The sequence below is a fragment of the uncultured Pluralibacter sp. genome (assembly GCF_913775985.1).
In the GTDB taxonomy this organism is placed as follows: Bacteria; Pseudomonadota; Gammaproteobacteria; order Enterobacterales; family Enterobacteriaceae; genus Pluralibacter.
Genome location: NZ_CAJYMB010000014.1, coordinates 152277 through 171436, shown reverse-complemented (window position 1 = coordinate 171436; position 19160 = coordinate 152277). Strand labels below are relative to the sequence as shown.

The following is a 19160-nucleotide window of genomic DNA, read 5'->3' as shown; positions in this document are numbered from 1 at the left end:
TGGCCGGCGAGAGCGGGTTGGCAGCAGAATTTGCCTGGCGGCACTAGCGCGGCGGTCCCACCTGACCCCATGCCGAACTCAGAAGTGAAACGCCGTAGCGCCGATGGTAGTGTGGGGTCTCCCCATGCGAGAGTAGGGAACTGCCAGGCATCAAATAAAGCAGAAGGCTCAGTCGAAAGACTGAGCCTTTTTGCGTTTACGAACAACCTGTCCACCGAGTTATCCACAAGCCTAAATGCCGCGAATACGGTAAACTAGCCGGGTTTTTACATCCGGAAGCCACTATGAATCTCTCCTTAAAGCCCTGGAATACCTTCGGTATTGACCGCCGCGCAGAGCGCATTATTCGTATTGATGCCGCAGAGCAGCTCCTTGATGCCTGGCAGCACGCTATCGCCGACGGCCTGCCGGCAATCATTCTCGGGGAAGGGAGTAACATCCTGTTTCTGGAAGACTATGCAGGTGCGGTTATCATTAACCGCATCAAGGGCATAGAGATAAATGAGACACCGGATGCGTGGCTTCTGCACGTGGGCGCCGGAGAGAACTGGCACCAGCTGGTCAGCCTGGCTCTGGAAAAGGGGATCGCGGGACTGGAAAATCTGGCACTGATCCCCGGCTGCGCAGGTTCGTCCCCCATTCAGAATATCGGCGCCTATGGCGTTGAGCTAAAACAGGTCTGCGACTATGTGGACTGCATCGAGCTTGCCACGGGCACAACTAAACGGCTGATGGCCGACGAGTGCCGCTTTGGCTACCGGGACAGCATCTTCAAGCATGAATATCAGGATCGCTACGCCATCGTGGCCGTTGGCTTCCGGCTGGCCAAAAAGTGGCAGCCGGTACTGAGCTACGGCGATCTCACCCGGCTCGATCCCGCTACAGTCACGCCGCGTCAGGTATTTGATGCCGTCTGCCAGATGCGCAAGAGCAAGCTGCCGGATCCTAAAGTGAACGGTAACGCAGGCAGTTTTTTCAAAAATCCCGTTATCAGCGCCGCCAGGGCGGATGCCCTGCTGGCACAGTTCCCGAACGCGCCGCATTATCCCCAGCCCGGCGGGGAAGTGAAGCTCGCCGCCGGCTGGCTTATCGACCAGTGCCAGCTTAAGGGTACCGCCATGGGCGGTGCCGCCGTGCATCGCCATCAGGCGCTGGTGCTGATTAATGAAAATCACGCCACCAGTGGCGATGTCGTCGGCCTGGCACGCTACATTCGCCAGCAGGTGGGCGAGAAATTCGACGTCTGGCTGGAGCCCGAAGTACGCTTTATGGGTAAAACCGGTGAAGTTAACGCCGTGGAGGCCATTTCGTGAAGGACAACACGGTACCGCTGACGCTCATTTCGATTCTCTCCGACGGCGAGTTTCACTCTGGCGAACAGCTGGGCGAAATGCTCGGCATGAGCCGCGCGGCCATCAACAAACATATCCACACTCTGCGGGACTGGGGCATCGATGTTTTCACCGTGCCCGGAAAAGGCTACAGCCTACCGGAGCCCATCCAGCTGCTGGACAGCGAATTTATCCGCGGGCAAATCAGCGACGACTCCGTCACCGTTTTGCCGGTTATCGATTCTACCAACCAGTATCTGATGGACCGCATCGCCACCCTCCGATCCGGTGACGCCTGCATTGCCGAATATCAGCAGGCCGGCCGCGGACGCCGCGGCAGAAAATGGTTTTCCCCTTTTGGTGCCAACCTCTATCTCTCCATGTACTGGCGCCTTGAGCAGGGCCCGGCCGCCGCAATCGGCCTGAGCCTGGTGATCGGAATTGTGATGGCCGAGGTATTGCAGAGCCTCGGCGCGCAAGATGTTCGGGTGAAGTGGCCTAACGATCTCTATCTTAACGATCGTAAACTTGCGGGTATCCTGGTGGAATTGACTGGAAAAACCGGCGATACCGCGCAGATCGTGATTGGCGCGGGCATTAACCTGGCCATGCGTCGGGTCGAGTCGGATATCGTCAATCAGGGCTGGATCAACCTGCAGGAAGCGGGTATTGCCATTGACCGCAACACTCTGGCGGTACGGTTAATTAATGAGCTGCGCGCCGCGCTGCGTCTTTTCGAGCAGGAAGGCCTCGCGCCTTACCTGTCACGCTGGGAAAAGCTGGACAACTTTATTAACCGCCCGGTCAAATTGATCATCGGTGATAAAGAGATCTACGGTATTTCCCGCGGTATTGGCTCACAGGGCGCGCTGCTGCTTGAGCAAAACGGTGAAACAAAACCGTGGGTTGGCGGCGAAATCTCTCTGCGCAGCGCCGAGTAACACCGCGCTACCGGCCTGGATCCACATGCGCATCCAGGCCTGTTTTTCATCATTTTTGATGAAACTTTCCAAAATCTCCTTCAGTTCTCTTTCCTTCCCTGAACGCGCTATTTTGTGACAGATTCCATTGTATTTTTTTATATTACATTGGTATTTATTTGGCGTTACTTATGGCTAAGCCCAGCATTTTCCCCTGTCGACATTCATATTCACACCATGAATCGTTTATATAATCATCATTTCGCAATAATTTTTTATCTTCGTATAAATTTGTTAATCACTGGTTATTTCAACGTATCAAGTAGATTGTGCTGGCATTGAGCCGCTAGCATAAATTTCTCTGCTGATAAGGAGCGCCTGAGGTTTTTTTAATCTTTGCCTGCCGATTCTCAACGCGGTTGTAAATCCCGGTTGTCTGTATTGACGTATTCACATTCTGTTGACAGATTGTAGGGCACGAGGGGCATTTCAGGGAGAATCTGCGCTGCAACTCTGCTGTTCTCCTGAAAGGAATCTCCACGCCTCCCGGTGCCTGCGGGCACAACTGCCGAGACCGGTCAAAACATAAATAAAGGTCCGGCGGCTAATACAACAACAACATCACATTTGGAGCAGAATAATGAGTATTTCCTTGAAAAAGTCAGGGATGCTGAAGCTTGGTCTAAGCCTGGTGGCCCTGACCGTTGCAGCCAGCGTTCAGGCGAAAACCCTGGTGTACTGTTCTGAAGGCTCGCCGGAAGGCTTTAACCCACAGCTCTTTACCTCTGGTACCACCTATGACGCCAGCTCGGTGCCGATTTATAGCCGACTGGTTGAGTTCAAAACAGGAACTACCGAAATCATTCCGGGCCTGGCTGAGAAGTGGGAAATCAGCGACGACGGCAAAACCTACACTTTCCACCTGCGCAAAGGCGTGAAGTGGCAGGACAATAAAGATTTCAAACCGACCCGCGACCTGAACGCCGATGACGTGGTATTCAGCTTCGATCGTCAGAAAAACGACAAAAACCCCTACCACAAAATTTCCGGCGGCAGCTACGAATACTTTGAAGGTATGGGCCTGCCTGACCTGATCAGCGAAGTGAAAAAAGTCGACGACAGCACCGTTCAGTTCGTACTGACCCGCCCGGAATCGCCGTTCCTCGCGGATCTGGCGATGGACTTTGCCTCTATCCTTTCCAAAGAGTATGCCGACAACATGCTGAAAGCCGGCACGCCGGATAAAGTGGATCTCAACCCGATCGGTACCGGTCCGTTCCAGCTGCTGCAGTATCAGAAAGACTCCCGCATTCTCTATAAAGCCTTCCCGGGCTACTACGGTACCAAGCCGAAAATCGATCGCCTGGTCTTCTCCATCACGCCAGATGCCTCCGTGCGCTATGCCAAGCTGCAGAAAAACGAATGTCAGATTATGCCGTATCCGAATCCGGCCGACATCGAACGCATGAAGCAGGATAAGAGCATTACCCTGATGCAGCAGGCGGGGCTCAACGTGGGCTATCTCTCCTTCAACACCGAGAAAAAGCCGCTGGATAACGTCAAAGTTCGCCAGGCGCTGACCTACGCGGTCAACAAAGAAGCCATCATCAAAGCGGTCTATCAGGGCGCCGGTGTTGCCGCGAAAAACCTGATCCCGCCAACCATGTGGGGCTACAACGACGACATCAAGGACTACTCCTACGATCCGGAAAAAGCCAAACAGCTGCTGAAAGAAGCGGGCATGGATAAAGGCTTCACTGTCGATCTGTGGGCGATGCCGGTTCAGCGTCCGTATAACCCGAACGCGCGCCGCATGGCGGAAATGATCCAGGCCGACTGGGCGAAAGTGGGCGTTAAAGCCAACATCGTCACCTACGAATGGGGTGAATATCTCAAGCGTGCGAAAGCGGGCGAACACCAGACGGTGATGATGGGCTGGACCGGCGACAACGGGGATCCGGATAACTTCTTCGCCACCCTGTTCAGCTGCGACGCGGCAAAAGACGGCTCCAACTACTCACGCTGGTGCTACAAGCCGTTTGAAGATCTGATTCAGCCGGCCCGCGCTACCGATGACCACAACAAGCGTATCGAACTCTACAAACAGGCCCAGGTCGTGATGCACGACCAGGCGCCGGCGCTAATCATCGCGCACTCCACGGTGTACGAGCCGGTACGTAAAGAGGTCAAAGGCTACGTGGTGGATCCGTTAGGCAAGCACCACTTCGATACCGTCTCTTTCGAATAACAACAGGCACGGCGCTTTATTCCCTCTCCCGTTCGGGAGCAGGCCAGGGTGAAAGGCAGTACGCCGCTTCACCCTGGCCTTTCTTTACGGGAGCGGAAAAGCATTTGAGCAATTAAAGACGCTGGCGCCAGGCCAGTCGTCACTATAGAGAATCCGGGTTATGTTGCAGTTCATCTTCCGACGTCTGGGGCTGGTTATCCCGACGTTTATCGGTATTACCCTGCTTACCTTTGCCTTCGTTCATATGATCCCCGGTGACCCGGTTATGATTATGGCCGGCGAGCGCGGTATCTCACCCGAGCGCCACGCGCAGCTCCTGGCGGAGCTGGGCCTCGATAAGCCCATGTGGCAGCAATATCTGCACTATATCTGGGGCGTCCTGCACGGCGACCTGGGCATTTCATTAAAAAGCCGCCTGCCGGTGTGGGAAGAGTTCGTCCCGCGCTTCCAGGCGACGCTGGAGCTTGGCGTCTGCGCCATGATCTTTGCCGTTGCGGTCGGTATTCCGGTCGGCGTGCTGGCGGCGGTAAAACGCGGCTCAATCTTCGATCACACCGCGGTGGGCCTCGCGCTGACCGGCTACTCCATGCCCATCTTCTGGTGGGGCATGATGCTGATCATGCTGGTCTCGGTGCAGCTCAACCTTGCCCCGGTGTCCGGGCGCATCAGCGATTCGGTGTTCCTTGACGATACCCTGCCGCTGACCGGTTTTATGCTGATTGATACCGCCATCTGGGGTGAACCCGGCGACTTCACCGACGCGCTGGCGCACATGGTGCTGCCGGCGGTGGTGCTGGGCACTATCCCGCTGGCGGTGATCGTGCGCATGACTCGCTCGGCGATGCTGGAAGTGCTGGGCGAGGACTATATCCGCACCGCGCGCGCGAAAGGCCTGACCCGGATGCGGGTGATCATTGTTCACGCGCTGCGCAACGCCATGCTGCCGGTGGTGACGGTTATTGGCCTGCAGGTGGGAACCCTGCTGGCGGGGGCGATTTTGACGGAGACCATCTTCTCCTGGCCGGGCCTCGGGCGCTGGCTGATTGACGCGCTGCAGCGCCGCGATTATCCGGTGGTGCAGGGCGGCGTGCTGCTGGTGGCGACGATGATCATCCTCGTCAACCTGCTGGTCGATCTGCTGTACGGCGTGGTGAACCCGCGTATCCGACACAAGAAGTAAGGGGCCGTCATGTCACAAGTCACTGAAAATAAAATTGCAGCGCCGGTGCCGATGACCCCGCTGCAGGAGTTCTGGCACTACTTTAAGCGCAACAAAGGCGCGGTTGTTGGGCTGGTCTATGTCGTGGTGGTGATGCTTATCGCCATCTTTGCCAACTTTATCGCGCCGCACAACCCGGCAGAGCAGTTTCGCGACGCGCTGCTGGCGCCGCCGGTCTGGCAGGACGGCGGGACCTTAACGCACCTGCTCGGCACTGACGATGTGGGCCGCGACGTACTGTCGCGCCTGATGTACGGCGCCCGCCTGTCGCTGCTGGTGGGCTGTCTGGTGGTGGTGCTGTCGCTGGCGCTGGGCATCGTGCTCGGCCTGGTAGCGGGCTACTTCGGCGGCCTGGTGGACAATATCATCATGCGTGTTGTCGATATCATGCTGGCCCTGCCGAGCCTGCTGCTGGCGCTGGTACTGGTGGCAGTCTTCGGCCCGTCAATCAGCAACGCCGCGCTGGCGCTCACCTTCGTGGCGCTGCCGCACTACGTGCGCCTGACCCGCGCGGCGGTGCTGGTGGAGGTCAACCGCGACTACGTCACCGCCTCCCGGGTTGCGGGCGCGGGCGCGATGCGCCAGATGTTCATCAACATTTTCCCCAACTGCCTCGCGCCGCTGATAGTCCAGGCGTCGCTCGGCTTCTCAAACGCCATTCTTGATATGGCTGCTCTTGGCTTTCTGGGCATGGGCGCGCAGCCGCCAACGCCGGAGTGGGGCACGATGCTCTCCGACGTGCTGCAGTTTGCGCAAAGCGCCTGGTGGGTGGTGACCTTCCCGGGTCTCACTATCCTGCTGACGGTGCTGGCATTTAACCTGATGGGCGACGGTCTTCGCGACGCGCTCGATCCCAAGCTGAAGCAGTAAGAGGCATGCAATGGCGTTATTAAATTTAGATAAACTCTCCGTGCACTTCGGTGACGAAGGCACACCGTTTCGCGCCGTCGACCGCATCAGCTACAGCGTCAATCAGGGTGAAGTGGTCGGCATCGTCGGCGAATCCGGCTCCGGAAAATCCGTCAGCTCGCTGGCGATCATGGGGCTGATTGATTATCCCGGCCGGGTGATGGCGGAAAAGCTTGAGTTCAACGGCCGCGATCTGCAGCGCATCTCCGAAAGAGAGCGCCGCCAGCTGGTAGGTGCCGAGGTGGCGATGATCTTCCAGGATCCGATGACCAGCCTCAATCCCTGCTACACCGTGGGTTTCCAGATTATGGAAGCCATTAAAGTGCATCAGGGCGGTAACCGGAAGACCCGCCGCCAGCGGGCTATCGATCTGCTCGATCAGGTCGGCATTCCCGATCCGGCCTCGCGTCTCGACGTCTACCCTCACCAGCTTTCCGGCGGTATGAGCCAGCGGGTGATGATTGCGATGGCGATCGCCTGCCGGCCGAAGCTGCTGATTGCCGATGAACCGACCACCGCGCTGGACGTGACCATTCAGGCGCAAATCATCGAGCTGCTGCTGGAGCTGCAGCAGCAGGAGAACATGGCGCTGGTGCTGATTACGCACGATCTGGCGCTGGTAGCCGAAGCCGCGCACAAAATCATCGTGATGTACGCCGGTCAGGTGGTTGAGACCGGCGCGGCGCAGGAGATCTTCCGCGCGCCCCGCCATCCCTACACGCAGGCGCTGCTGCGCGCCCTGCCGGAGTTCGCCCAGGACAAGGCTCGGCTCGCCTCGCTGCCGGGCGTGGTGCCGGGCAAGTACGATCGCCCCACCGGCTGCCTGCTCAATCCGCGCTGCCCCTACGCTAACGACAAGTGCCGCGCCCAGGAGCCGGAGCTGAATACCCTCAGCGGCGGACGCCAGTCCAAATGCCACTATCCCCTCGATGATGCCGGGAGGCCCACACTATGAGTACGAAAGAGGCTATTGGGCAGCAGCCGCTGCTGCTGAAGGCTATCGATCTGAAAAAACACTACCCGGTCAAGAAGGGCATTTTCGCTCCCGAGCGGCTGGTAAAAGCGCTGGACGGCGTGTCGTTCACGCTGGAGCGCGGTAAAACCCTGGCGGTGGTCGGCGAGTCCGGCTGCGGCAAGTCCACGCTGGGCCGCCTGCTGACCATGATCGAAACCCCGACCGGCGGCGAGCTGTATTATCAGGGACAGGATCTGCTCAAGCACGATCCCCAGGCCCAGAAGCTGCGCCGCCAGAAGATCCAGATCGTGTTCCAGAATCCCTACGGATCGCTTAATCCGCGCAAGAAGGTCGGGCAGATCCTCGAAGAGCCGCTGCTGATCAATACCGAACTCAGCAAAGCGCAGCGCCGGGAAAAAGCGCTGGCGATGATGGCGAAAGTGGGGCTCAAAACCGAGCACTACGACCGCTATCCGCACATGTTCTCCGGCGGCCAGCGCCAGCGTATCGCCATTGCCCGCGGGCTGATGCTTGACCCCGATGTGGTGATTGCCGACGAGCCGGTATCCGCGCTGGACGTGTCGGTGCGGGCGCAGGTGCTAAACCTGATGATGGATCTCCAGCAGGAGATGGGGCTCTCTTACGTGTTTATCTCCCACGATTTGTCGGTGGTGGAGCACATTGCCGATGAAGTAATGGTGATGTATCTCGGACGCTGCGTGGAGAAGGGCACCAAAGAGGAGATTTTCAGCAACCCGCGTCATCCTTATACCCAGGCGCTGCTTTCGGCTACGCCGCGTCTGAATCCGGACGACCGCCGCGAGCGCATTAAGCTTACCGGCGAGCTGCCCAGCCCGCTGAACCCGCCGCCGGGCTGTGCGTTTAGCGCCCGCTGCCGCCGCCGATTTGGGCCGTGCACTCAGCTTCAGCCGCAGCTGAAATCTTACGGCGGCCAGCTGGTGGCCTGTTTTGCCGTGGAGCAAGATGAAAACGTTGAAAAGCCTACCGCATAGTCATTAAATCATTAAAAAAGCCGGAGCATATTGCTCCGGCTTATTGGCGTAACACCCTGCCATTATTCTTATCTGCTTCGTTAATTAGTATTAATTGTTATGTTACCGTCACTGGAAACGGCTAAATATATAATATTGCATTAATCACTCTACGGATTTATTCAGCCAAACATAGTTCCCGCGCGCACCTACAAAAATTGATGTTATTGGCGCTAAACTACAGATTCTCCTGGCATTACATACCAAAAATTATTTACACTCAGACACGTCTTAACAAAGCCCGCGATTTTTCCTACAGCATTACTTATCAACTCTGGTTATCCAGCCCCGCAGACAAGCGACAGTACCGCTGAGGTTTTATACTCAATCGGGAAAAATACACTATGCTGTAGGGAAGAGATGTAACAATAAAAAACAATCTGTGATTACTTTTAATCTTTTCCAAATCATGGGGTTAGAATGAACCGTTATGATGATTTGCAGCGATTCAAGGATAAGACGCATACGCAAAGTTTGACCTTTAAGGACCTTTCAGGCCAGTCCTCCGCCGCCGAGCGCGGAGACTGGGCTATTGTGAACCAGCTCTCTCCCTCCGCCGATGGCGATGAGAAGAAAGCTCTCGGTTCAGGCGGCTCCGTTGGCCAGGCAATCCCCCAGCCGGTTTCCAGCGACACATTCGCTTATAGCGGGCCGCCGCCGGCACCGGTACGCCCGGCGATCCCCGAAAGCCGCGTTACTGCACCCCAGGTGCCAGCCAGCCAGCCCACCGTTGCCGAACAGCCCGCGCCCGCTGCAGCCCAGCCGGCTGCGCCAGCCGCTCCCAGCGTTGTACCGGCTCAGGCCCCGCGCCCGGCCGCAGCCGCAGGACCGCTAAATTATTCGCAGCTCTTTGCTGCTCAAAAAGACTCCGCTGCGGACATTGCGGAGAAACAGGCAAAAGATCTGCCACTGAAATCTCTTCTGGAAAGGATTGCTTCATGCCGTTAATTTGCGTCTGCTCTCCCAAAGGAGGCGTTGGTAAAACGACTCTTACGGCCAATTTAACCTATGCCCTGGCCCGTACCGGCAGCAAAGTGCTGGCGCTGGATTTTGACGTGCAAAACGCGCTCAGGCTGCAGTTTGGCGTACCGCTTGCCGACGAGCGCGGCTACGTCGCTGCCTCCTCCGAGTCTTCGGACTGGAGTCAGAGCGTACTGAGCGCCACGAGTAATATTTTTGTCCTGCCTTACGGTGAAGTGAGCGAATCCCAGCGGCTGGAGTTTGAAGACAAGCTGGCCCACGACGAGCATTTCGTCAGCCGCGGCCTGAACGCGCTGCTGAACTATCCCGGCCTGATTATCATTGCCGACTTTCCTCCTGGCCCGTCGCCGGCGCTGAAGGCCCTCTCGCCGCTGGCGGATCTGCACGTGGTCACCCTGCTGGCGGACTCTGCCTCAATGGCGGTGCTGCCGCATGTGGAAAACCATCGTCTGACCGGCGCGCCCCTCAACCAGCGCCAGGGCGAATATTTTGTGATCAACCAGACCGACAACCGCCGGCAGGTGAGCCGCGATATTGCCGCCTTTATGGAAGAGCGATTAGGCGATCGTCTGCTGGGCGTCGTCCACCGGGATGAAAGCGTGATTGAAGCGAACGCCTCGCAAAAATCGATTTTCGATTTTAACCCCAATTCCGCGGCGGCATTTGATATCGAAATTATCGCTAAAAAAATTGCGGCAAAACTGGGCATTCAGGTAGGAGACGGTACGGTTCACGCCATGCCGCGCATGTCCGGGCTTTAATCTATTCAGGGCCACATATGAAAAAGTTACTTTTCTGGATGCTGCTACTGGCACTGTCGCCGGTCGCCTTGCTGATCATCACGACGCCGATGGATAGCCAAAAACAATTTATCTTTGGCGCGCTCAGTATTGTTATTTTGCTGTTACTGGGTTTCAGTAAAAAACGCAGCATTTCCGTTATTATGGTGGTGACATCGCTGCTGATGTCCACCCGCTATATGTATTTCCGACTGACCCAAACCCTGCATTTCAATTCCGAAATTGAAACTATTCTCGGGCTGGGCCTTTTTGTCGCCGAAGTTTATATCTGGGTCATGCTGCTGCTGAACTATTTGCAGACCGTCTGGCCGCTCAACCGCGGCATCGTGCCGATGCCGGACGACATGTCCAAATGGCCGACGGTAGATGTTTATATTCCGACCTATAACGAGCCGCTGGACGTGGTGCGCGACACGGTGCTGGCCGCGCAGTGCATCGACTATCCCAGCGACAAGATGAAAATCTACATTCTCGATGACGGCTCGCGCAGCGAATTTGCGGTGTTCGCCGCGGATGTCGGCGTAGGCTACATCACCCGCGCTGAGCACAACCATGCGAAGGCGGGCAACCTCAACCACGCGATGACCATCACCAAAGGCGAGCTTATCTGCGTCTTTGACTGCGATCACGTCGCCACCCGCATGTTCCTTCAGTCCACCGTCGGCGGCTTCCTCGAAGATCCGATGCTGGCGCTGGTGCAGACGCCGCACTACTTCTATTCGCCGGACCCGTTCGAGCGCAACCTGTCGGCGGGACGTGATATTCCCAACGAAGGGATGCTGTTCTACGGCCCGATTCAGAAAGGCAACGATAACTGGAACTCCACCTTCTTCTGCGGCTCGTGCGCCGTGATTCGCCGCGCCGCGCTGGATGAGATCGGCGGCTTCGCGGTTGAGACAGTAACCGAAGATGCCCACACCGCGCTGAAAATGCAGCGCCTGGGCTGGAAATCGGCGTTTCTGGCGATCCCGCTGGCGGCAGGTCTTGCCACCGAGCGGCTGGTGGTTCACGTTATCCAGCGTAACCGCTGGGCGCGCGGCATGACGCAGATATTCCGCGTTGATAATCCGATGTTTGGCCGCGGGCTTACTTTCCAGCAGCGCTGCTGCTACCTCAGCGCGATGCTCTACTATCAGTTTGCCCTGCCGCGCGTGGTGTTTGTCACCGCGCCGCTGGCCTACCTGCTGTTTAACCTCAACATTATCCACGCCTCGGCGAGTCAGATTCTGGCCTATTCCCTGCCGCACCTGTTCCTCGCAATTTACGTGGGGTCGAGAATGAACGGCCGCTACCGCTACAGCTTCTGGGGTGAAATCTACGATATCGTGCTGGCGTTCCACCTGGTGCTGCCGACCATGATCACCATGATTTTCCCCAAGCGCGGCAAGTTTAACGTGACCGACAAAGGCGCGCTGCTGGACGTCGGCTTCTTCGATTTCCGCGTGGTGCGCCCGCACATCATCGTCGCCGTTCTGCTGGCGATAGCGATTATTGCCGGTATTACCCGCGCCGTGGGCTATCAATACTTCGATGTCGATCCGTGGGTTATTGCGCTCAACGTCGGCTGGGGGCTGTACAGCCTTATCTTCCTGCTGGCGGCGATTGCCGTTGCCCGGGAAACCCGCCAGGTGCGTAAAACCATCCGTATTGACGTCGATGTACCGGTACTTATTCACTACGCCAGCGGCGTGGTTTCCCGCAGCTCGAGCGTTGACCTGTCGATGGGCGGCTGCCGCATTCTGGCCCCGGACGATCGCCACAAAACCGATGAAGTGGAAGAAGTTGAGCTGATGCTGGCCTCCGGTTCTATCTCGATTCCGGCCAAAATGATCTCCTTTGACGACCGCTACATTCGCCTGATGTTTGCCGAGGATATTCCTCTTGGCCGCCGCCGGGAGCTGGTGCGCGTAGTGCTGGCCCGCGCCGACGCGTGGATCCAGCCGACCCGCCCGCAGGATAACCCCCTGCGCTCCTTCGGTATCATCCTGAAATCTGTATTTGAACTGTTTTGGCTAAGCTGGAAGTCACGCAAAGAGAACCGGCGCCTGCGGCGCGCGGCCGCCGTTGCTGCCGCGACAGCAGGTGAAGAGGACGGCAATCTATGAAGCGCGTGACCATGTTAACGCTGGTGGTGGGCAGTTTACTGACCCCGCCTCTGCACAGCGAAGAGGCACAGCCCCAGGAGCAGCGCACCCTGAGCTTCCCGTCGCTGGTGCCGGATAACGCGGGCGACGCGCCCGCCACCTCCGCGGCACCGGCAGGAGCTTCAGCTGCGCCGGCTGGCAATTCATCCACAGCAGGCACGTCTGCCGCGACAGCGCCTGGCGCGCAGGCGGGCACGCCCGCTGAGCCGGCAGCCTCGGCGCCCGCAGCGGCTTCTCCTGCTGCGCAAACTCCTGCCGCGTCTGCGCCGACTGCATCGTCAACGCCAGCGGTGCCCGACGCGGCGGCCAACCCGACAGTCTCTGCCCCGGCTGATGCTTCAGCCGCACCCGCTTCGGATACTGTAAACGCCGCTGCTGACGCCACTCAGCCCGACGGCGCGGACGCGCTGGCGGGCATGGCACCGACCGTGGTCAGTAGCCTGACCTTCGCCCAGATGGGGATGCCAAAAGGCGTCTCCCTCAGCGGCGGCCAGCTGCTGGGCGGCGCGAACTTCACGCTGCCCGGCGATCAGGTGGTCACCAGCGCCCAGCTGCGGCTGGACGTTAAAGTCACGCCGGAGATGGCTGCCCGCAATGCCACCCTTGAGCTGATGCTTAACGGCCAGTCCCTCGGCAGCCTGCCGCTCGGTGCGGAAGGCGAGGACGTCTCCCACTACCAGCTCGATGTCCCCGGCCAGCTGATGGTGTCGAGCAACAACCTGAGCTTTCGCATTAGCGACGGCGAGGCGCAGCAGTGCATCCGCGATCTGAACAACCGCTATGGCGTCACCATTCTTCCCGAATCCCGCTTCTCGTGGGAAGGGCAGCAGCTCGACGTTGGCGACGATCTCAGCCACTTCCCGCGGCCGTTCTTCGACAGCATGCAGATGACGCCGGCCAGCATCGCCATGAGCTTCCCGGCGAAAATGAGCAACGACGAAGTCAGCGCCGCAGCGCTGGTCTCCTCGTGGTTCGGTATCCAGACCGACTATCGCGGCATCTCCTTTGATGCCCTGCGCGATAAACTGCCGGAAAAACACGGGATCGTCATCGGCCATCCCGGCGAGCAGGTGGGGGAGCTGACGCTGCCGCAAACCGCGAAGCCGCTGCTGAAAATCGTCGATAACCCGAACAATCCGGTCTACAAGCTGCTGCTGATTGTCGGTCGCGACGACAGCGCGCTGCGCGCCGCCGCCTGGCGCCTGACCCGGGGCGGCTTCACGCCGCAGACCGGCAGCGCGGAGGTGGCCGCCCAGAGCATTCCGCTCAGCAAGCCGTACGACGCGCCGCGCTGGATAAGCACCGATCGTCCGATAAAAATCAGCGAGCTGCTGCGTAAAGATCAGAGCATGACCGTGAGCGGCGTCTGGCACGATCCGCTGCGGGTGGCGTTTCGCGCCGCGCCGGATCTCTATCTGTGGGACGGCGAGAGCATCCCGCTGCAGATAAGCTACCGCTTCCCGTCAGAGAGCTGGATCAACGAGCAGAAAACCCAGCTCAGCGTCACGCTAAACAACACCTTCCTGCGCAATCTGCCGATGAACAAGCAGGGCCTGCTGGAGTCGCTGTGGCACCATCTCGGCGGCGATGCGCGGCAGGAGAAAATGATGCTGCCGCTGGAGCCGTACCTGATTTACGGCGACAACCAGCTGCAGCTCTATTTCAACGTAGTGCCGAAAGACAACGCGCCGTGCGCCGTGCTGCTGAACAACAACATCAAGAGCCGAATTGCGGATGACTCATGGATAGACCTGAGCCACACCCGCCACTTCTCGATGCTGCCAAACCTGGCGTATTTTGTCGGCGCCTCGTTCCCGTTCAGCCGCCTGGCAGACTACTCGCAGACGCTGCTGCTGCTGCCTGACCAGCCGTCAGACACCGAAGTGGCGACGCTGCTGAATATGGCCGCGCGCTCCGGCACCGCCACCGGCACCGTGCTCGGCAATAACCGCGTGGCGATGGGCATTCCGTCCGGCGGCGCCAGCCTGGATCTGCTGCGCCACCGCGATGTGCTGGCGGTGAGCGGCCTCGAGCAGCGCCTGTTTAACCAAAGCCTGCTGGCGGATTCGCCGTACTACGTTAATGACAACACGCTTGGCGTACGTTCGCAGAGCCTGTGGCAGAAGGCGCAGCGCTGGCTGCTGGGGGACTGGAACGTGGACAGCCTCGACGCCGACCGTTATCTCTCGTCCAACAACGCCTGGCGCGGCTTTATCAGCTACCGCTCGCCGTGGAATAACGAGCGGGTCGTGGTGGTGGCGCTCGGCAGCGATGACGACCAGCTCGGGCGCCTGAATGGCGACTTAAGCTCGGCGCGCATCAACGCCAGCATTCGCGGCGATACCGCGATTATCACTAACGATAATATGCGCAGCTTCCAGGTCGCCCCGCAGTTCCCGAGCGGACAAATGCCCTGGTATCAAATGATCATCTGGTATGCCAACCAGCACTCCGGATTCCTCGCCATACTGGCGCTGCTGATGACCAGCGCGATTGGTATCGCACTGACCGCTATGTTTAAACAGCATGCCCGTAAGCGTTTAAATCCGGGGGAAGACAAATAATGAAAAATAACCATACCCGCAGATTATCGACGCTGTGCCTCTCTTTGGGGCTGGCGCTGGGAACCACGGACGTCGCGCTGGCCGGTCCTAACGACGCGGCGCTGAAAGCGCTGTTTGACCAGGCCAACTACTGGCACGGCAAGTCTCACGACGAGCTTGCCGCCCAGTCGCTGCAGAAGGTGCTGATGGTCGAGCCGAACAACGCCCAGGCGCTGTACCTGCTCTCCCTCTGGGCGCAGCAGAACGGCAATATGCAGGAAGCGGCGAAGTGGCGCGAGCAGCTCACTAAGGCGGCGCCGAACAGTAGCGGCCTGCAGGAGCTGGAGAACGCCCGCAAGCTGTCTCAGGTGCCGCAGGGGCAGTTAACCCTCGCGCGCCAGCAGGCGCGACGCGGCAACGTGCCGGCCGCGCTGGAGACCTGGCGCGGCATGTTCAACGGTAACGTCCCGCCCGCCGGGCTTGCCGCCGAATACTACATGACGATGGCCAGCGACAAATCTCTCTATCCACAGGCCGTGAGCGATATTCAGGGATTTATTGCCAGAAATCCGCAGGACACCGCCTCCCGGGTGGCGCTGGGCAAAATGCTGACCTGGCGCGAAGAGACGCGCCGGGAAGGGATCGACATGCTTGAGCAGATGGCCAGCGGCAGCAAAGACGCCGATGCCGGGCTGCGCCAGGCGCTGCTGTGGCTGGGGCCTAAAGAGGGCGACCAGCAGTATTACAACCTGTGGATGCAGCGCCATCCGCAGGATAACGCCGTGCTGGCCTACTACCGCGAGCACGTCGGCGGTCAGGCCAAAGGGCAGGGCTACAGCGATCTGAACAGCGGCAACACCGCCGCCGCGAAGCGCCAGTTTGAGCAGGTGCTGCAGGCTAATCCGAACGATGCTGACGCGCTGGCGGGCCTGGGCTACGCCGCCCAGCGCAGCGGCGACTATCAGGCCGCGGCGGACTATCTCCAGCGCGCCGCCAGCCAGGGTGGAAGCGCCTCCGCCGAGCGCGGCGAGCAGGCGGCCGATGCGCAGTTCTACGGCCAGCTGGCCCAGGCTCAGGCGGCGTTTAAGCAGGGTAATACCCAGCAGGCGCTGGCGCTTTCCGAGTCGCTGGCGGCCCAGAGCGGCAAGCGCGGTGCGGCGGCCAAGCTGTTCCGCGCCGACGTGCTGCGCCAGAGCAAAGACTATCCGCAGGCGGAGCAGACGCTGCGCGCCCTGTTAGAAGAAGAGCCTGACAACGGCGCGGCGCGGGAAAACCTCTACTACGTGCTGCGCTCGCAGAATAAAACCGCCGAAGCGCAGGAGATGCTGCAGACGCTGCCGCAGGGCCTGCAAAACCGCCTCCAGCCGCGCCCCGGCGCCACGGGCGCGCCCGGCGACAGCATTCGTCGTCTGGCCCAGCAGCAGGTAAGCAGCGGCAATACTACTCAGGCTATTGGCACCCTTCGCCAGGGCGTGATGCGCTATCCGGATGATGTCTGGATGCGCCTTGACCTGGCGCGGCTGCTGCAAAAATCCGGTGCCACTAACGAAGCCTCCGCGCTGATGGCGCAGGCCTGGCGCCCCGGCGCCGGCAGCAGCTCCCTGTACGCCGCCGCGCTGTTCGCCAGTGAAAACAAAGGCTGGCAGCAGGCGCAGACGTTACTGGCGCGTATCCCCGCCGGCAGCCAGACCGCGCAGATGCGCGCCCTGCGCCAGCGGGTTAACTTCAACCTGCAAATGGCCACCGCTGAAAGCTATCTTGCTCAGGGCAACAGCATTGCCGCGGCGAACACCCTGAAAGCCCTTTCCGGCACGCCGCCGGAAGATCCGGCCGACGTGGGCAAGCTGGCGCGCCTGCTGGCGGACAGCGGCGATATCAACACCGCCGTCTCGCTGGTGCACGGCAATATCAGCCGCGGCGTCAAGGGCAACGTTGGCGACTATGCCGATCAGATAACTGTCCTCAATCAGGCCGGGCTGACCAGCGAAGCGCAGATGCTGGTCTCTAACCCGACGCTGCAGGCGGACAGTACGCCGACCCAACTGGCAGGGATCCGCAACGGCTATGTTATTCAGGAGGCGGACAGCCTGCGCGAGCAGGGCAACTACGCCACCGCCTACGACAAGCTGATGGCCGCGCTGCAAAACGATCCGCAGAATACCGACCTGATGTTTGCCATGGCGCGCCTGTACCAGAGCGGCAAAATGAACAAAGAGGCGGGCGTGGTCTACGACTACCTGATGACCCGCGATACGCAGGATCAGGCCGCGCGCTCCGGCGCTATCGACGTCGCGCTCTCCGCGGGCGACAACGACAAGGCCGAGGCGCTGGCGAAAGGACTGCGTAACGACAACACGCCGGATCGGCTGCTGCTGCTGGCCCGCGTCGAAGAGGCGCAGGGCAACCACCAGCAGGCGATGACCTACCTGCGCAACGCCCGCGGCAGGCTGGTGGGCCTCTCTTCCAGCAACGGTGCCGGTACACCGAGCATCGGTGGTCTGCTGATGGCCGATAACCCGTTCATGAGCACCTCCCGCACGCCGCCGCCGCGCCGCACTGTTTCCCAGTACGGGGCAACTATGCCGTGGCAGGTGTCGCAGGTTTCTGCTGATGGTAACGTGTTGCCGGGCATTCAGCGCACGGATCTGCCGGTTGAAACGGTGCAGAGCCGCACGCTGCGCCAGGTGGACACCATGATCGAGCAGATGGAAGAGAAGACCGGTACCTGGCTGCAGGCGGGTACCATGGCGCGCAGCCGCGACGGCGAGTCCGGCAACAGCAAGCTCAGAGAGCTGAAAGCGCCGCTGACCTGGTCATCATCGCCGTTCGGTGAATCGCGTCTCGACTTCACGGTGACGCCAATCACCCTCAATGCGGGCAGCGCCAAGGGCGACGCCTGGCGCCGCAGCGGCAGTAACCCGCTGGCCAACGCCGCCTCAAATATTGCCTCCACGGTCAATAACGAGCAGAAAGCGATTGCCGCCATGACCGACGATCAGCGCAAGCAGTACTTTGCTGCTAATCCGGGGGCGGAAGCGCTGTCGAAAATGGGGCCGGTTAACGGCGCCGATCTGAACCCGCTGACCGATGTGGGGATGGAGAACCTGGCCAAGCTGGGGCGCTATGACAGCGGTCGGGTAGGTGCGTTCCTCGCGGCGTCGAACAATAAGCCGAACGTGGATGAACCCGGCGATGTCTCCACCGGTTCACAGAAAGGCAACGGCGTTGAAGTGAATATGGCCCTGAGCGGCGACAGCTATAAAGCCGATATCGGCAGTACGCCGCTCGGCGAAGATCTCAGCACGCTGGTGGGCGGGGTAAAATGGTCGCCGAAGCTGACCAACTACCTGACGCTGATCCTCACCGGCGAGCGCCGCTCGCTGACCGACAGCCTGCTCTCCTATGTCGGCATCAAGGATGACTACTCCGGCAAGCGCTGGGGCCAGGTCACCAAGAACGGCGGGATGGCGCAGCTCAGCTACGATGACGGCGATGCCGGTTTCTACTTTGGCGCGGGCGGCTACAGCTACAACGGTAAAAACGTGAAGAGCAACAACAGCGTCAACGCCAGTGCCGGGCTGTATATGCGCCCGTGGCACGATGACTACCGCACGCTGCAGGCCGGGCTCAACATGAGCTATATGGACTTCTCGAAAAACCTGAGCTACTTCACCTACGGCCAGGGCGGCTACTTCAGCCCGCAGAACTACGTCAGCGTCTCGCTGCCGGTGGATCTGACCGAGAAGTACAACAACTGGACCATGCGCCTCGGCGGTTCGGTGGGCTATCAGTCCTACACTCAGGATAAGAGCCCGTACTTCCCGACCCGTCCGGACTGGCAGAACTCGTTGGAAAGCGCGGTGGCGGGCGGCTTTGCCAAAGAGGCCTACTACGACAGCAGCAGCGAAAGCGGTATCGGCTACACCGTTCGCGCCGGTGCCGATTATAAAGTGAATAAACAAGTGACCATTGGCGGCCAGGTCGGCTATGACACCTTTGGCGATTACAATGAAAGCACGGCGGGACTCTATTTCCGCTACATGTTGGGAGATAAATAA

Annotated in this window: 12 protein-coding genes and 1 rRNA gene; all 13 read left to right on the top strand. The window is 59.6% G+C overall.

Annotated elements, in window-relative coordinates:
- The first annotated feature begins 33 nt into the window (after positions 1-33).
- The 13 genes from rrf (at position 34) to QZ766_RS02625 (ending at position 19160) form a co-directional block, all read left to right on the top strand.
- A 5S ribosomal RNA gene (rrf, locus tag QZ766_RS02685) occupies positions 34-149 on the top strand.
- Between the two features lie 135 nt (positions 150-284).
- On the top strand, positions 285-1313 hold the full coding sequence (gene murB, locus QZ766_RS02680) for a UDP-N-acetylmuramate dehydrogenase (protein WP_297196963.1): 1029 nt from the start codon (positions 285-287) through the stop codon (positions 1311-1313).
- On the top strand, positions 1310-2272 hold the full coding sequence (gene birA / locus QZ766_RS02675; RefSeq protein ID WP_297196962.1) for a bifunctional biotin--[acetyl-CoA-carboxylase] ligase/biotin operon repressor BirA: 963 nt from the start codon (positions 1310-1312) through the stop codon (positions 2270-2272). Before murB ends, birA begins: the two co-directional genes overlap by 4 nt.
- A 619-nt stretch (positions 2273-2891) precedes the next feature.
- On the top strand, positions 2892-4499 hold the full coding sequence (gene dppA / locus QZ766_RS02670) for a dipeptide ABC transporter periplasmic-binding protein DppA (protein WP_297196960.1): 1608 nt from the start codon (positions 2892-2894) through the stop codon (positions 4497-4499).
- Positions 4500-4659: 160 nt separating this feature from the next.
- Entirely contained in the window at positions 4660-5679 is a 1020-nt protein-coding gene (gene dppB / locus QZ766_RS02665; protein ID WP_297196957.1) for a dipeptide ABC transporter permease DppB, read from the top strand.
- Between the two features lie 9 nt (positions 5680-5688).
- Positions 5689-6588, top strand: coding sequence for a dipeptide ABC transporter permease DppC (dppC, locus tag QZ766_RS02660; protein ID WP_297196955.1), 900 nt, complete (start codon positions 5689-5691; stop codon positions 6586-6588).
- A 10-nt stretch (positions 6589-6598) separates the two neighbouring features.
- Positions 6599-7582 (top strand): dipeptide ABC transporter ATP-binding protein, encoded by a 984-nt coding sequence (gene dppD, locus QZ766_RS02655; protein WP_297196954.1) that lies wholly within the window; start codon positions 6599-6601, stop codon positions 7580-7582.
- Entirely contained in the window at positions 7579-8595 is a 1017-nt protein-coding gene (gene dppF / locus QZ766_RS02650) for a dipeptide ABC transporter ATP-binding subunit DppF (protein ID WP_297196952.1), read from the top strand. The genes dppD and dppF overlap by 4 nt, the downstream gene beginning before the upstream one ends.
- A 459-nt stretch (positions 8596-9054) precedes the next feature.
- Positions 9055-9582: a cellulose biosynthesis protein BcsO gene (gene bcsO, locus QZ766_RS02645; RefSeq protein WP_297196950.1), complete on the top strand. Its 528-nt coding sequence runs from the start codon at positions 9055-9057 to the stop codon at positions 9580-9582.
- Positions 9573-10376, top strand: a complete 804-nt coding sequence (gene bcsQ / locus QZ766_RS02640; RefSeq protein WP_297196948.1) for a cellulose biosynthesis protein BcsQ — start codon at positions 9573-9575, stop codon at positions 10374-10376. Before bcsO ends, bcsQ begins: the two co-directional genes overlap by 10 nt.
- A gap of 17 nt (positions 10377-10393) precedes the next feature.
- Positions 10394-12520, top strand: coding sequence for a UDP-forming cellulose synthase catalytic subunit (gene bcsA, locus QZ766_RS02635; RefSeq protein WP_297196946.1), 2127 nt, complete (start codon positions 10394-10396; stop codon positions 12518-12520).
- Positions 12517-15123 carry a cellulose biosynthesis cyclic di-GMP-binding regulatory protein BcsB gene (gene bcsB / locus QZ766_RS02630; RefSeq protein ID WP_297196944.1) on the top strand — a complete coding sequence of 869 codons (2607 nt, stop codon included), beginning with the start codon at positions 12517-12519 and terminating at the stop codon, positions 15121-15123. The genes bcsA and bcsB overlap by 4 nt, the downstream gene beginning before the upstream one ends.
- Positions 15123-19160 carry a cellulose biosynthesis protein BcsC gene (locus QZ766_RS02625; RefSeq protein WP_297196943.1) on the top strand — a complete coding sequence of 1346 codons (4038 nt, stop codon included), beginning with the start codon at positions 15123-15125 and terminating at the stop codon, positions 19158-19160. Before bcsB ends, QZ766_RS02625 begins: the two co-directional genes overlap by 1 nt.